The 15,981-nt window shown below is 70.8% G+C and carries 8 protein-coding genes; 6 read left to right on the forward strand and 2 right to left on the reverse strand.

From position 1 onward, the window contains the following. The first annotated feature begins 51 nt into the window (after positions 1-51). Entirely contained in the window at positions 52-3,099 is a 3,048-nt protein-coding gene (locus EDD34_RS04140; protein ID WP_123813449.1) for a 3-keto-alpha-glucoside-1,2-lyase-like domain-containing protein, read from the forward strand. A gap of 67 nt (positions 3,100-3,166) precedes the next feature. On the opposite strand, the gene EDD34_RS04145 is transcribed toward EDD34_RS04140, so the two are convergent. Together EDD34_RS04145 and EDD34_RS04150 are read right to left on the reverse strand one after the other, a co-directional pair. Further along, complete coding sequence (locus tag EDD34_RS04145; RefSeq protein ID WP_123813450.1) at positions 3,167-3,838, reverse strand: ThuA domain-containing protein; 672 nt, start codon at positions 3,836-3,838, stop codon at positions 3,167-3,169. After that, a complete protein-coding gene (locus tag EDD34_RS04150; protein WP_123816310.1) occupies positions 3,835-5,031 on the reverse strand; it encodes an ROK family protein in 1,197 nt (398 codons plus the stop codon). Before EDD34_RS04150 ends, EDD34_RS04145 begins: the two co-directional genes overlap by 4 nt. 131 nt (positions 5,032-5,162) lie before the next feature. Here EDD34_RS04150 and EDD34_RS04155 point away from each other — a divergent pair, with 131 nt between their 5' ends. The 5 genes from EDD34_RS04155 to EDD34_RS04175 all read left to right on the forward strand — a co-directional run bounded on the left by EDD34_RS04155 (position 5,163) and on the right by EDD34_RS04175 (position 15,863). After that, positions 5,163-6,683, forward strand: a complete 1,521-nt coding sequence (locus tag EDD34_RS04155; protein WP_123813451.1) for a sugar ABC transporter ATP-binding protein — start codon at positions 5,163-5,165, stop codon at positions 6,681-6,683. After that, complete coding sequence (locus EDD34_RS04160) at positions 6,680-7,702, forward strand: ABC transporter permease (RefSeq protein WP_123813452.1); 1,023 nt, start codon at positions 6,680-6,682, stop codon at positions 7,700-7,702. Before EDD34_RS04155 ends, EDD34_RS04160 begins: the two co-directional genes overlap by 4 nt. A gap of 77 nt (positions 7,703-7,779) precedes the next feature. Further along, the gene (locus EDD34_RS04165; protein WP_123813453.1) at positions 7,780-8,838 is read left to right on the forward strand and encodes a substrate-binding domain-containing protein; all 1,059 of its coding nucleotides are present in this window, start codon (positions 7,780-7,782) and stop codon (positions 8,836-8,838) included. Between the two features lie 96 nt (positions 8,839-8,934). After that, positions 8,935-10,113 carry a Gfo/Idh/MocA family protein gene (locus tag EDD34_RS04170; RefSeq protein ID WP_170176963.1) on the forward strand — a complete coding sequence of 393 codons (1,179 nt, stop codon included), beginning with the start codon at positions 8,935-8,937 and terminating at the stop codon, positions 10,111-10,113. Positions 10,114-10,256: 143 nt separating this feature from the next. Next, positions 10,257-15,863 (forward strand): ThuA domain-containing protein, encoded by a 5,607-nt coding sequence (locus EDD34_RS04175; RefSeq protein WP_246012176.1) that lies wholly within the window; start codon positions 10,257-10,259, stop codon positions 15,861-15,863. Positions 15,864-15,981 lie beyond the last annotated feature (118 nt).

The following is a 15,981-nucleotide window of genomic DNA, read 5'->3' on the forward strand; positions in this document are numbered from 1 at the left end:
AGTCCCTCGTAGGTTCGTCCCCGCAAGGTCAAAGTCGACCGAGGAGGGCGCATGCGCTCGCGAGGATCCACCATCCGAACCAGGCGGGCGGTCGCGCTCGCGGCCGTCACCGCAACGACAGGCGCCGTGCTGGCGGGAGCCGTCCCCGTCGCCGCGGCGGCCGACGATCTGCCCCCGCAGGAACCGGGCGTCACCCTGAGGACCTACGACGTCGCGCGCGACATCAGCGAGCTGTGCACGCTCCGCTCGGGCCAGACGCCGAACGTCGACCAGCTCAAGCCGACCATCGACTACTCGACCGAGGCGGACTTCGGCACGGGCGACCGCTTCATCGCCCATGCGCTGGCCAACCTCTCCGTCCCGGCCGACGGCACCTACGAGTTCCGGCTCACCAGCGACGACGGCTCCCGCCTGCTCATCGACGACAGCGTTGTCGTCGACCACGACGGCCTGCACGGCGCCGAGCCCGCCGACGGGTCCGTCGCCCTCACCTCCGGCCACCACGACCTGCGGGTCGAGTACTTCGAGAACACCGGGGACCAGGTTCTCAAGCTCGAGTGGCGCCCGCCGGGCACCACCGAGTTCGAGGTGGTGCCCTCGTCGGTCCTCAGCACCGAGGCCGGTGTCGTGCGCGTGACGGCACCCGGCACCAAGTACTGCGAGGGGCAGGACGACACGGCGGGCGACGGCATGCGCCTGGACTCCGTCCACCCCGGCTACAGCCTCACGGACCTGCGCCCCGAGGGCTTCGAGCCGATGGTCGCGGCGCTGGACTGGACCGCCGATGACCGCCTCGTCGTGGTGACCTCCGGATCCGTCAGCCCGGGCGGCTGGGTCGAGGACCCGGAACCGGGCGAGGTCTTCCTGCTGGACAACGTCACCGGCGAGACCTCCCGCGACCAGGTGACGGTCGAGAAGGTGGCCACCGACCTGTTCAACCCGATGGGCGTGGCGGTGATCGGGGACTCGATCTTCGTCTCCGAGCGTGACGCCCTGACGGAGCTGACCGACCCCGACGGGGACGGCTTCCACGACACCCACCGCACGGTGGCCGAGTGGCCGTTCGGCGGCAACTTCCACGAGTTCGCCTTCGGCCTGCTGCACGACGAGGACTACTTCTACGTCAGCCTGTCGGTCGCGATCGACAACGGCGGCGCCACCACGGACCCGCAGCCCGCGGAGAACCGCGGTACCGCGATCCGCGTCGACCGGGAGACCGGCGAGGTGGAGTACGTGGCCGGCGGCCTCCGGACGCCCAACGGGATGGTCACCGGCCCGGACGGCGAGCTGTTCGTGATGGACAACCAGGGCGCCTGGCTGCCCAGCTCCAAGCTGGTCCACATCGAGCAGGGCAGGTTCTTCAACCACTTCACCAACCCGGCCGGCCCGTTCGACGACGAGCCGGTGAGCGCTCCCGCGCTGTGGGTGCCGCAGAACGAGATCGGCAACTCGCCGAGCTCGCCGGTACGGATCGAGGAGGGGCCGTACGCGGGTCAGCTCGTGTTCGGTGACGTCACCTACGGCGGTCTGCAGCGGGGCTTCCTCGAGAAGGTCGACGGCGAGTACCAGGGCGCGGTCTTCCGGCACTCGGCCGGTCTCGAGGCGGGGGTCAACCGCACCGTCGTCGGGCCCGACGGGGCGCTGTACGTCGGCGGCATCGGCGAGGGCGGCAACTGGAGCGAGCCGGGCAAGCTGCGGTACGGCCTGCAGAAGCTCGTGCCGAACGGCGAGAACGCCTTCGACATGACCGAGATGCGCGCCACCCGCAAGGGCTTCGAGGTCGAGTACACGCAGCCGCTGTCCGAGGAGACGGTGGCGAAGATCGCCGAGGACCCGAACGCGGCGTTCCGCATGGACCACTGGCGCTACGTTCCCACCCGCGCCTACGGCGGGCCGAAGGTCGACGAGCGGCCGCTGTTCGTCTCCCGCGCCCGGGTCTCGCGGGACCGGACGAAGGTGTCGCTCACCGTCGACGGGCTCGAACCGGGACGGGTGGTGCACCTGCGCAGCCCGCGCCCCTTCGCGGACGCCGCCGGCCGGGAGCTGTGGAACACGGAGGCCTGGTACACGCTCAACACCGTCCCGGGGTACCGGTCCCCGGCTGAGCGCGGCTACCACGAGGCCGAGGAGGCGACACTCCGGGGATCGGCGAACGTCGACACCGAGCACAGCGGCTACTCGGGCTCCGGGTTCGTGGACGGGTTCGGGGACGTGGGTGCCTCGGCCACGTTCACCACCTCGGTCCGCCGCGCGGGCTCCTGGCCGGTGAGCCTGCGGTACGCGAACGGACCCCACCCCTTCGAAGGCGCCAAGACCCTGTCGGTACTGGTCAACGGCGCCGAGGTCGAGCCGTGGGCGCTGGAGTCGACCGGTGACTGGAAGACCTGGGCGACGGCCACGCGGGAGCTGCCGCTGCGCAAGGGCGTCAACAGCATCACGCTGCGCTACGACGAGGAGGACGACGGCAACGTCAACCTCGACGCCCTCGTGGTCGGACGGCACACGGACATCTGCCGTCCGGAACGTTACGAGCGGGGCTACGAGGCCCTGTTCGACGGCACCCTGGAGTCGTTCGACGAGTGGCGCCTGGCGGGCGCCGGCTCGTTCGGCCGCCAGAGCGACTGCTCGATCCGCAGCACGGGCGGTATGGGTCTGCTCTGGCACACCGGCCGGGAACTGGGGCAGTACAGCCTCAAGCTCGACTGGAAGCTGGTGACGGACGACAACGGCGGCGTCTTCGTCGGCTTCCCCGACCCGGGCGACGACCCGTGGGTCGCGGTGAACGAGGGCTACGAGATCCAGATCGACGCCAGCGACGAGCCGGACCGGACCACCGGGGCGATCTACACCTTCCAGGGTGCGGACACGGCGGCCGTCGAGCAGGCCCTGAACCCGCCGGGGTCGTGGAACTCCTACGAGATCCGCGTGGTGGGCCAGACCATCCGGGTGTTCCTCAACGGGGTGCTGGTGAACGACTTCGTCAGCACGGACCCCGCTCGTGACCTCGCCCAGGGGTACGTGGGCCTGCAGAACCACGGTGGCGGGGAGACGATCTCCTACCGCGACGTGCGGGTGAAGGACCTGTCGGACGCCGGCTGACGCGCGCCGCGGCAGTTGACGACGCCCGGGACGGTGACGTCCCGGGCGTCGTCGCGTCGCGAGCCGTCTACTGTGCGGGGCGCGCCGCCCAGAGCAGCCCGCGCGTGATGATCTGGTGGATCGCCGGATGCTCGAGCTCCGCGACCGAGTGACCGACGGTGCAGGCGAAGACGCGCCCCTTGCCCCACCGGCGTGTCCACGTCACCGGCACGGTGACGGGTTCGTGCCACGGTGCGTCCGGGCGGGGGTGATGGGTGGTCGTCATGAGGACGTCGCACGCCGGGTCGTGCTGCACCCAGTACTGCTCGGTGTGCAGCCGGATCGGCGACTCCAGGCCCTCGACGACCGGATGGCCGGCGCGCTCGGGCTGCACGACGATCTCGTGGTCGACGAAGTCGCCGGGGTGGGCGACGAACTGGCCGCCGACGATGTGCTGGAAGTCGGTGGCGTTGCGGAAGGCGTCGAGAATCCCTCCGTGCCAGCCCGCGAGGCCGGTGCCGTTCTCGACCGCGACGCGCAGCCCGTGCATCTCCTCGACCAGGATGTCGCCCATCGTCCACGACTGGACGACGAGGTCGGTCCGGGCCATGACCTCCTCGTCGGCGTAGATCTCCAGCGAGTCCTCGACGACGACGTCGAATCCTGCGTTCTTGAGGAAGGGTACGAACAGGTCGGTGGTCTCCACGGGATCGTGCCCCTCCCAACCTCCCCGGACGACGAGTGCGGTACGCGTGGTCACGAGTCCTCCTTGGCTGCGATGAGCGTGTCGACCGACGATGGCGCGAGATACTGCTCGATGACAAGTGTCGCGGCCCCGACGACGCCCGCCTGGGCGCCCGCCTCCGACGGTGTGATGCGCAGGTCCCGCGTGGCCAGGGGGAGCGAGCGCTGGTAGACGACCTCGCGGATGCCGGCCATGAGGTGCTCGCCGGCGCCGGCGAGGATGCCGCCGACGACGATGCGCGCGGGGTTCAGCAGGCTGACGGAAGCCGCCAGCACGCTGCCGATGTCGCGCCCGGCCTGGCGGACCGCCTGTCCGGCGGCGACGTCACCGGACCGGACGAGGTCGACGATGTCCTGGGTGGTCTCGACCTCGGCGCCGGCGTCGCGCAGGCGTGCCACGATGGCGCCGCCGCCGGCGACCGCCTCGAGGCAGCCGCTGTTGCCGCACCGGCAGGGGATGTCGCCGGCGCCGGGCACGGTGACGTGCCCGAGGTCGCCCGCGGCCCCCTGGGCTCCCCGGCGCAGGTGCCCGTCCATGATGACGCCGGCGCCGATGCCGGTCGCCACCTTGACGAACAGCAGGTCGTCGACGTCGGGGGCCATGGTGCGGTGCTCGCCGAGCGCCATGATGTTGACGTCGTTGTCCACCATCACGGGCGCCCCGAGCCGCGCGTACAGCTCGGCCGGGACGTCGGCCCCGCCCCAGCCGGGCATGATCGGCGGATTGACGGGCCGGCCGGTGCTGTGGTCGACCGGGCCGGGAAGGCCGATGCCGACGCCGGCGAGCTCGTCCATGCGGCGTCCGGCCTGGGTGACGAGCTTGCTGCCGGTCTCGGCCACCCATGTCAGGACCCGATCGGGGCCGTCGGCGATGGCGAGCGGCTCGTCGATCTGGGTGATCGGCTCCCCGGCGAGGTCGGTGACGGCGATGCGCGCGTGGGTGGCTCCCAGGTCGACACCCAGCGCGAGGCGCGAGGCGGGGTCGAAGGCGAAGGTCGACGGTGGCCGGCCACCGGTACTGGTGGCCTCTCCCGCCGGTGCCAGCAGGCCGACGGACCGCAGTGCGTCGATGCGTGCGGCGACCGTCGATCGTGATTGTCCGGTCTCGGCAACGAGCGAGGCGCGCGTGCGTGGTGCGCCGTTCCGGAACAGTTGGAACATCTCACCCGCCCCCGTCGGTCGCGGCGGGAACTTCGCCAGCCCTTCCATGAGCACAGTGAACCATGCCACCTTTCGCTGCCACTTGATCGACTACGGAACCCGGTCACGGGCCGGTAACAGTCCTAAAGTACCGGAACTTATGATTGACAGTGAGCAGAAGTCGCACCTAGGGTCGGCGTATGGTCACTGGAGACCCAACAGCACCGCTGCTGCAGATGCAAGGCATCGTCAAGCACTTCCCGGGCGCCAAGGCGCTCGACGGCGTCGACCTCGACGTCGTACCCGGCGAGGTGCACTGCCTCCTGGGGCAGAACGGGGCCGGGAAATCGACCCTCATCAAGGTCCTCGCCGGGGCCCACCAGCCCACCGCCGGCACGATCCGGCTGGACGGCGCGGAGATCCGGATCCCGCACCCCGTGGCGGCCCTCGAACACGGCGTCGCCACGATGTACCAGGAGCTCGACGTCGTCGAGGGACTCACCGTGGCGGAGAACATCTACCTCGGCCACGAGCTGGCGTCGGCGGGCTTCACGCAGCGGCGGGAGGCCGCCGCCCGCACCCGCCGCCTCATGGAACGCCTCGGCCACCCGGAGATCACGCCCCATCAGGAGGTCGGCGCACTGTCGGCGGCAGGCAAGCAGATCGTCTCGATGGCGCGGGCGCTGTCCCGGGACGCACGGGTGATCGTCATGGACGAGCCGTCGGCCGTCCTGGACTCCGGCGAGGTCGACAACCTCTTCCGGGTGGTGGAGGAACTCACCGGCCAGGGCATCGCGATCATCTACATCTCCCACCGCCTCGAGGAGATCCGCCGCATCGGCGACCGCATCACCGTGCTCAAGGACGGCGTCACCGTGGGCCGGAACCTTCCGGTCGCCTCGACCACCACCAAAGAACTCATCCAGCTCATGACCGGCAAGAACGTCGAGTACGCGTTCCCCGAGCGCCCCGGGGTGCCGGAGGGCGCCCCCGTGCGGCTCGAGGTGGACGGCCTCGGGCTCGCCGGGACCTTCGAGGACATCTCCCTGAGCATTCGCGCGGGAGAGATCGTCGGCCTCGCCGGGCTCGTGGGCTCCGGCCGCTCCGAGATCCTCGAGACGATCTACGGCGCACGCCGCGCCACGGCGGGGACGGTCACCCTCGACGGACGGTCCGTCCGCCGCGGGTCCGTCGCGGCGGCGGTCTCCGCCGGCGTCGGACTCGCCCCCGAGGAGCGCAAGAGCCAGGGCCTGGTGCTCGACGAACCCGTCTACCGCAACATCACCCTCTCCACCTTCAGCCGCATGGCCCAGGCCGGATGGCTCGACGAACGCGCGGAGAAGACAGCCTCGCAGGAGCAGGCCACCGCCCTCGACCTCCGGCCCCCGGACGTCGACCGCGCGATCCGCACCCTGTCGGGCGGCAACCAGCAGAAGGCGATGCTCGCCCGCTGGCTCGTGCACGGGTGCGAGGTGCTGCTGCTCGACGAACCCACCCGCGGCGTCGACGTCGGGGCGCGGTCCGAGATCTACGCCCTCATCCGCCGCCTGGCCGACGCGGGCACCGCCGTCCTCGTGGTCTCGAGCGAGATCCCCGAGGTGCTGGGACTGGCGGACCAGGTGCTGGTCGTGTCCGACGGACGGGTCGTGCGCAGCGCACCCGCGCAGGAGATCGACGAGCACCAGGTGCTCGACCTCGTCATGGAAGGAACAAGCGCATGACACGTCCCCTGGCCGAACCACCGGCCGACACCGAGAAGCACGACGGGACAAGGCGACGCGCCTGGCTCCACGGGGCCGCCGGACGCAACCTCGGCCTCGTCGTCGCCCTGTTGCTCCTCTGCGTCTTCGGTGTCATCTCCGGCGGCGAACGGTTCGCCAACATCGACAACGTGATGACGATCCTGCGCCTCGCCGCGGTCATCGGCGTCCTCGCCATCGGGATGACCTTCGTCATCACGTCCGGCGGCATCGACCTGTCCGTGGGGTCCGTCATGGGCCTCACCACCGTCTGGGCGACAACCCTGGCAACGCAGTCGATGGCCGAGAACTCCCACTGGATCGTCATCGTCTCCACCGCACTCGTGGTCGGCATCGCCGCCGGAGCGATCAACGGTGTGATCATCGCCTACGGCAGGGTGGTCCCGTTCATCGCCACCCTCGCCATGCTGGCCAGCGCGCGTGGTCTGGCCGAGATGATCTCGAACCGCCAGACCCAGCGGGTCGAGAGCGGCGCGTTCATCGACTTCTTCCGGAGCGAGCCACTGGGGATCCCGATCCTCGTGTGGATCTTCGCGGCCGTCGCCGTCGCCGGATGGTTCCTGCTCAACCGCACCACCTTCGGGCGGCGGACCGTGGCCATCGGCGGCAACGCCGAGGCGTCCCGGCTGGCGGGCATCAAGGTGCAGCGGCACACCCTGTACATCTACGCCCTGGCGGGTCTGACCGCCGGCATCGCCGGCGTGATGATGCTCGGGCGCACCACGGCCGGCACCTCCACGCACGGCATGCTCTACGAGCTGGACGCCATCGCGGCCGTCGTCGTCGGCGGGACCCTGCTGATCGGCGGCCGGGGCACGATCGTCGGCACCGTGTTCGGCGTGCTGATCTTCACGATCCTCACCAACGTGTTCACCATCAACAACATGTCGACCTCGGCGCAGCTCGTCGCCAAGGGCGCCATCATCGTGGCCGCCGTGCTCCTGCAGCAGCGGTTCGCCAACCGGTCGAAGTCGACCTGACCGGCCCTCCGGGGCCCACTCCCACAGCCACCTGACCCGAACCCCCGCAAGTTCCGGACCGAATCGAGGAAGATCTCATGTCCGCCAGAAAGAACCTTCGCCGGATGCTCGGCGTCCCCGCGGCGCTCGCCGCCTCCGCCCTCCTGGTCGCCGGTTGCGTCAGCAACGAACCGCCCGAGGAGGAGAACGACTCCGTGAGCCAGGACGACGGCGCCGGTGGCACCGCCAACGACGAGCCCGGCGACAACGTCGTGATCGGCTTCTCCGCTCCCGCCGCCGACCACGGCTGGATGGGCGCCATCACCCGGTCGGCGCTCGACACCGCCGAGCAGTACGAGGACGTCGAGCTGCGGCAGGCCGAGGCCACCAACGACGTCAACATGCAGATCAGCCACATCGAGCAGTTCATCAACGACGGCGTCGACGCCATCGTGCTGCTGCCGTTCGACGGCGACGCCCTGACCGAGGTCGCCCTCGACGCGATGGAGGCCGGCATCCCGGTCATCAACGTGGACCGTGAGCTGTCGAGCCCGTTCGCGTCCCGTGCCACCATCCTCGGTGACAACTACGGGATGGGCGTCTCGGCGGGCACCTACATCTGCGAGGAGCTCGGGGACCAGCCCGACGCCGTCGTCGCGGAGATCCAGGGCATCGCGAACCTGCCGCTCACGCAGGACCGGTCGCAGGGCTTCGAGGACGCCCTGAGCGACTGCGGCCTGGAGGTCTCCACCCAGGTCGCCGCCGACTTCACCATCCAGGGCGGGGAGACGGCGACGTCGAACCTCCTGCAGGCGGAGCCGGAGATCGACGCGATCTGGAACCACGACGACGACCAGGGTGTCGGCGTCCTGGCGGCCATCGAGAACGCCGGTCGTGACGAGTTCTTCATGGTCGGCGGCGCCGGCTCGCTCGACGTGATGGAGCACATCCAGTCCGGCGACTCCGTGCTGCAGGCCACCGTCATCTACCCGTCCACGCAGGCGGCCGACGGCATCAAGCTGGCCCGCCTGATCGCCCAGGACAAGGACATGGCAGACCTGGTCTCGGCGGGCGCGCCGCACACCATCCAGCTCTACGCGCCGGTCGTCACGGCCGACAACGTCGACCAGTACCTGGACCTCGGCTTCCGCTCCTGACCACCCGATGCCACCGCCGGTGGCGAGGTCCTCGCGCCTCGCCACCGCGCTCCCGGCCGCGACGGCGGCCGGCCCGACGACGGAAGGACCACACTCATGGGTGACGCGCCCCGCGATCAGCTAGGCGTCGGCATGGTCGGTTACTCGTTCATGGGCGCCGCTCACTCCCAGGCCTGGCGGACCGCCCCCCGCTTCTTCGATCTCCCGCTGCGGGTCGGCATGCGTGTCGTCGCCGGACGGTCGGCCGACGGCGTCCGTGCCGCCGCCGACCGGCTCGGCTGGGAGGACTCGACGACCGACTGGCGCACGCTGCTGGACCGCGACGACGTCGACCTGGTCGACGTCTGCACGCCCGGCAACACGCACGCCGAGATCGCCGTGGCCGCCCTGGACGCCGGTAAGCACGTGCTGTGCGAGAAGCCGCTGGCCAACACGGTCGCCGAGGCCGAGCAGATGGCCGCGGCCGCCGAGCGGGCGGCCGAGCGGGGCGTCCTGGCGATGGTGGGCTTCACCTACCGCCGCGTGCCGGCGATCCAGCTCGCCCGGCAGCTGGTGGCCGAGGGTCGCATCGGCGAGGTGCGCCACGTGCGCGCGCAGTACCTGCAGGACTGGCTGACCGACCCGTCAGCCCCCCTCTCGTGGCGCCTGGACAAGGACAAGGCCGGGTCGGGTGCGCTGGGCGACATCGGCGCGCACGTGGTGGACCTGGCCCAGTTCGTCACGGGCCAGTCCCTGACGGGGGTCAGCGGCCTGCTCGAGACGTTCGTCCACGAGCGCCCCGTCGCGGCGTCGTCGTCCGGCCTGTCCGGACAGGCGGGCGAGGGCACGGGCCCGGTCACGGTGGACGACGCCGCGCTGTTCTTCGGGCGGTTGTCCGGCGGCGGCCTGGCGAGCTTCGAGGCGACGCGGTTCGCCACGGGCCGCAAGAACGCCATCCGGATCGAGATCAACGGCTCGCGTGGTTCGCTCGCGTTCGACTTCGAGGACATGAACGTCCTGCACTTCTTCGACGACGGCGAGGACTCGCACACGGCGGGCTTCCGCCGCATCGTGGTGACCGAGCCGGACCACCCCTACATCGCGGCCTGGTGGCCGCCCGGCCACGGGCTCGGCTACGAGCACGGGTTCACCCACCAGGTCGTGGACCTGGTGGAGGACCTGGCGGCCGCACGCCCGCCGCGGCCGTCGTTCGCCGACGGCCTGGCCGTCCAGCGGGTGCTCGACGCCGTGGAGCGCAGCTGGCAGCAGGGCAGCAGCTGGGTGGATCTGCCCTGACGCGCGGGACCGACCCGACGAGAGGAGGACCGGGCGTCCACGGACGCCCGAGCTGAACAGCAGGACCGGCGACGATGCCGTCTGGGCCGACGGATCGGGACCCCGGAGCGCGACAGAACCGTTCGACGACGAAGGAGTTCTTGGTGAGTAACTTGCTCTGGGGAGCACCGCGTGCGGGACGATGGCTGATCGCCGTCGCCGCCTCACTCGCGGTCGCCGCTCCCATGACGCTGGCCGGCACGACGCCGGCACAGGCAGCCGTGGCGGCTGCGCCATCGACCGGACAGCTCGCCGCGGCGCCGGCGGAGGCCGACCCGTTCAACGTGCTCGTCTTCTCCAGGACGGCGGGCTTCCGGCACGGCTCGATCCCCGCGGGGATCGCGGCGATCGAACAGCTCGGCGTGGACCACGGCTTCACCGTGGACGCCACCGAGGACGCCGCGGCGTTCACCGACGAGAACCTGGCGAACTACGACGTCGTCGCCTGGCTCTCCACGACCGGTGACGTGCTGGACGACACTCAGCAGGCCGCGTTCGAGCGCTACATCCAGGACGGCGGCGGCTACGCCGGCATCCACGCGGCCTCGGACACGGAGTACGACTGGCCGTGGTACGGGGAGCTGGTGGGGGCGTACTTCAACTCCCACCCGCAGAACCAGGACGCCACGATCAAGGTCGAGGACCACGACCACGCCTCGACCGAGCACCTGCCGCAGCGGTGGGAGCGCTACGACGAGTGGTACAACTACCGCGAGAACCCGCGCGACGAGGTGCACGTCCTGGCCTCGCTGGACGAGTCCTCGTACGACGCCGGAACGGGCGCGATGGGGGCCGAGCACCCGATCGCCTGGTGCCAGGCCTACGACGGCGGCCGGTCCTGGTACACCGGCGGCGGGCACACCGACGCCTCGTTCAGCGAGCCGGAGTTCCTCGAGCACCTGCTGGGCGGGCTGCAGACCGCGGCCGGCGTCGTGGACTCCGACTGCGCCGCGACGCAGAGCGACAGCTACGAGATGGTGCCGCTCGACGAGGACACCGCGAACCCGATGATGCTGGACGTGGCCCCCGACGGCACCGTCTTCTACGTCGAGCGGGACGGACGCGTCCAGGTGATCGACCCGGCGTCGAACACCACGAGCACGGCGATGACGCTGTCGGTCACCCAGTCCAACGAGGACGGGCTGACCGGTGTGGTCCTCGACCCGGATTTCGCGGCGAACGGGTGGGTCTACCTGTTCTGGTCCCCGCAGGACGTCGGCGACGACGGCCCGCACAACCGGGTCTCGCGCTTCGACTACGACGCCGCCTCCGGGACGATAGACCCGGCCACCGAGGAGGCCGTGCTGATCATCCCGACGCAGCGCCAGACGTGCTGCCACGCCGGCGGTGACATGGTCTTCGACGCCGACGGCAACCTGTACGTCGCCACCGGCGACAACACGAACCCGTTCGAGTCGCAGGGCTACGCGCCGCTGGACGAGCGGGACGGTCGGCAGAACTACGACTCCCAGCGCACGTCGGCCAACAGCAACGACCTGCGCGGCAAGATCCTGCGGATCACGCCGCAGGACGACGGCTCGTACACGGTCCCCGCAGGCAACATGTTCGCCTCCGGCACCGCGGACACCCTGCCCGAGATCTACGCGATGGGCTTCCGCAACCCGTTCCGGATCGGCGTCGACCCGGCCAACGGGAACGTGCTCGTGGCCGACTACGGCCCGGACGCCGGTTCGGCCAGCCCGAGTCGCGGACCCGAGGGCCTGGTCGAGTGGAACGTCGTCAGCGAGCCGGGCTTCTACGGCTGGCCGTACTGCACGGGTGCGAACAGCGCCTACAACGACTACGACTTCGCCACGAGCCAGTCCGGCGGAGAGTACGACTGCGCCGGCGGCCCGGTGAACGACTCACCGAACAACACCGGCATCACCCAGCTCCCGCCGGCCGTGGAGGCCGAGGTCTGGTACGGGTACGCGACCAACCCGCAGTTCCCCGAGATCGGTGGCGGTGGCGCACCCATGGGCGGCCCCGTCTACACCTACGACCCGGAGCTGGAGTCCGACGTCAAGTGGCCGGCCTACTGGGACGGCAAGGCGCTGTTCGGCGAGTGGAACCAGGGCCGGATGTACTCCTTCCAGCTCGACGGCGAGCAGCGTGACGACCTGGTGGACATCAACCGGATCCTGCCCGGCATCTTCGACCCGAGCGCCGGGTTCGACCGGCCGATGGACTTCGACTTCGGGCCCGACGGCGCGCTGTACGTCGTGGACTGGGGCTCCGGGTTCGGCGGCAACAACGACAGCTCGGGCGTCTACCAGGTCAACTACGTCGAGGGCGACCCGGCCCCCATCGCCCGGGCGTCCGCCGACGTGACCGACGGCCTCGCCCCGCTGACGGTGCAGTTCTCCTCCGAGGGCACCCGGCACCCGGCCGGCGAGCCCATCTCGCTGCAGTGGACCTTCGGCGACGGCTCCGAACCGAGCAGCGAGGCGAACCCGACCCACACCTACACCGAGAACGGCCGCTACACCGCCCAGCTCGTCGCGACCGACGCCGCCGGGCAGACCGGCGTGGCGAACGTGACGGTCGTGGTCGGCAACATCGCCCCGGAGGTGTCGATCACCTTCCCGGAGAACGGCGGCTTCTTCGAGTGGGGCGACCAGGTCCGTTACGAGATCGCCGTCGACGACCCGGACGGCGAGGTGACCTGCGAGAACGTCTCCCTGTTCACGTCGCTCGGGCATGACTCGCACGCCCACCCGTTCGACGAGCTGACCGGCTGCGAGGGCGTCATCCAGACGGCCCGCGACGAGGGTCACGGCATCGAGTCGAACATCTTCTGGGTGATCGAGGCGTTCTACACCGACGACGGCGGCGCTGCCGGCGTCCCGCTGACCACGACCGACCTGCAGGTGCTGCAGCCCAAGCTGGTCCAGTCCGAGTTCTTCACGGGCACCGGCCGCGTGGACGGCATCGGCGACGGGTCGGGCGACCCGGGCGTCCAGATCGAGGAGACGGGCGACACCGCCGGCGGCGGCCAGAACATCGGGTTCATCGAGCCCGGCGACTACTGGGCCCACGAACCGGTGAGCCTGGCGTCCGTCGACGCGATCTCGCTGCGTGCCGCCTCCGCCGGCGACGGCGGGGAGGTGTCGCTGCGCTGGGACGCGCCCGACGGCCCGGAGATCGGGCGCATCAGCGTGCCCGGCACCGGCGACTGGCAGGAGTACACCGACGTCGCCACCGAGCTGACCGACGTGCCGTCGGGCTCCGGCTCGCTGCACTTCGTGCTCCTCTCCGGCGGGATCAACGTCAACTGGATGGAGATCGACGGCCGCGGGGTCACCGACAACCAGCGACCGGAGGTCGAACTGACGGTCGACGCGGTCTCGGGCGAGGCCCCGCTGACCGTGACCGCCTCCGCCGAGGCCACCGACCCCGACGGTTCCGGCGACCTCACCTACGCCTGGGACGCCGGTCTCGGCGACGGGTTCGTCGACGGCACCCCGGAGTTCGAGCACACCTACGACGAGCCGGGCTCCTACCGGCTCCAGGTGCGCGTCACCGACGACGGCGGCGCCTACGCCGTCGAGTACGTCACGGTCGAGGTCACCGGCACCGTGCCGGAACCGACGCCCTGCCTGTCGGGCAGGTCGGACGACTTCCTCGGTGACGACCTCGACCCGGACCGCTGGACGGTGCTGGACCGCAACCAGGACCTGCGGGTCGCCGACGGCCTGCTGACCGTCCCGGCGAGCGTCTCGGACTTCTACGGGACGGACAACACCACCGTGCCGAACCTCGTCCTGCAGGACCTGCCCGACGGCCCCTTCACCGCGACCGCCAAGGTCACGATCCCGGCCCACGCGCAGTACCAGCAGGCCGGCCTGGTGGTCTACGGCGACGCGGACAACTACGCGAAGATGGTGATCCAGGGCCGTTCGGCGCCCGCCGACCCGGCCACGCGCATCTTCCAGTACATCCGGGAGGAGGACGGCGCACCGAACGAGGTCGGGGACTCCAACACCGAGGCTCTCGGAGCGGCGTACCCGGACACGGTGTACGTGCGTCTGGCCAGCAGTGACGGCGACGACCTCACGGCGTCGTACTCGGCCGACGGCGTGGACTTCACGGCCATGCCGCAGACCAAGTCGCTCACCGGCATCGACGACCCGCAGATCGGGCTCGTCGCGCTCGCCGGCAACGGTTCGGCCGCCGACGTGGTGGATGCGCAGTTCGACTGGTTCCACGTCACCCCGGACGACACGGCCGGAGCTACCGGACCCGACGACGAGTTCGACGGGGACGGGCTCGACGGATGCCGCTGGGACATCGTGCGCGAGGACCCGACGGGCTACCGGGTGACCGGTGGTGCGCTGGAGATCGACACGACGGCCACGGACATCTATACCGGCGACAACACCGGCACGCCGAACATCGTCGTGCAGGAGCTGCCGGACGACGACTGGACCGTCGAGACCCTGGTGGACGGGTCGGCATTCGACCAGCAGTACCAGCAGGGCGGTCTCGTCGCGTACGGGGACGACGACAACTACGTCAAGTTCGACATCGTGACCGACAACGCGCCGGGCAGCGCCGTCACACAGCGCATCGAGCTCCGTAGCGAGGTCGACGCCGTGATCCAGGACCCGCAGCCGGGCGCCAACGGCCTCGAGTCGCGTGTGTGGCATCTGCGCCTGACGAAGGAAGGGTCCACCTTCACCGGTGAGTACAGCGCGGACGGTACGGACTGGACCACCCTCGCCGAGCCGGTGACGCACGACGGACTGCAGGACGCCCGGGTGGGTCTGTTCGCACTCGGCGGCCCTCAGCAGTCGGTCGCCACGGCGTCGTTCGACTACTTCCGGGTGGTCGGCGCCGCCGAGCCGCTGGAGGTGGCCGGCACGCTGTCGCCGGCCGAGCCGGACGGCCTCGACGGGCAATGGCTCGGGCCGGTGACGGTCACCGTGGACACCACGGGCGGCCCGGACGGCGCCCAGGTGTACCGGGAGGTCAACGTCGACGACGGCGGCTGGGCCGAGTACACGGCACCGGTGGAGATCTCCGGGTCCGGAGCCCACACCGTCCAGGTGCGGGCCTCGGCGGACGGCGAGACCGTCGTCGGCGAGACCCTCGAGTTCACGATCGCCGAACCCGAGCTCGCCGACGCGACACCCGCGGTCGACATCGTGCATCCCACGTGCGTGTACGACGGGTCCGGGGCCGAGGTCGTCACCGGCGGCGCGCTGGTCACGGCCGACGTGACCGGAGTGCGGTCCTACGTCGTGCGGGAGTGGGTCGACGGCGCCGCCGGCGACCGCCTGTTCGACCTGGACGACCTGGCTGCCGGGGAGTACCGGATCGCGGCCCGTCCGGACGACGGGTACCGCCTCGTCGGCGAGGGCGACTGGAAGGTCCGGGACAACGGGCTCGCCGTGCTCTTCGTGACGCTGGAGGAGCCCGAGTGTCCGGACCCGAACACGCCGGACGTCGTCGTGAAGCCGGCGACGTGCGACGCCGGGGGGTCGATCGATCCCGTCGAGCTCCCGGGCGTGCGCGGCTACGTCGTGCACCGCTGGGTCGACGGCCGCGCGCAGGGCAAGCCGAGTGACCTGGAAGACCTCGCGGCGGGCGACTACCGCGTGATCGCGTCGCCGACGCCGCGGACCGACCTGACGGTGACCGGGGACTGGCAGCTCAGCCCGTCCGGCAAGGCGCGCGTCGTCGTCACCGTCGAGGAGGTGTGCGACTGACAGACCCGGGGCGTGCACCGGCCCTGCCGGCCGGTGCACGCCCCGTCGACCGCCGTCGACCGACATCGCGCTCAACGCCCCGCCGACCTCGGCCCAGGGTCGTCACGGGGTGCGGTGA

Source organism: Myceligenerans xiligouense (assembly GCF_003814695.1).
Taxonomy (GTDB): Bacteria; Actinomycetota; Actinomycetes; order Actinomycetales; family Cellulomonadaceae; genus Myceligenerans; species Myceligenerans xiligouense.

What these genes read in the sequence shown, in the direction of transcription:
- EDD34_RS04170 (WP_170176963.1), top strand. Translation starts at nt 8,935, where the DNA reads ATGGGTGACGCGCCCCGCGATCAGCTAGGCGTCGGCATGGTCGGTTAC.
- EDD34_RS04165 (WP_123813453.1), top strand. Translation starts at nt 7,780, where the DNA reads ATGTCCGCCAGAAAGAACCTTCGCCGGATGCTCGGCGTCCCCGCGGCG.
- EDD34_RS04160 (WP_123813452.1), top strand. Translation starts at nt 6,680, where the DNA reads ATGACACGTCCCCTGGCCGAACCACCGGCCGACACCGAGAAGCACGAC.
- EDD34_RS04140 (WP_123813449.1), top strand. Translation starts at nt 52, where the DNA reads ATGCGCTCGCGAGGATCCACCATCCGAACCAGGCGGGCGGTCGCGCTC.
- EDD34_RS04155 (WP_123813451.1), top strand. Translation starts at nt 5,163, where the DNA reads ATGGTCACTGGAGACCCAACAGCACCGCTGCTGCAGATGCAAGGCATC.
- EDD34_RS04150 (WP_123816310.1), bottom strand. Translation starts at nt 5,031, where the DNA reads ATGGAAGGGCTGGCGAAGTTCCCGCCGCGACCGACGGGGGCGGGTGAG.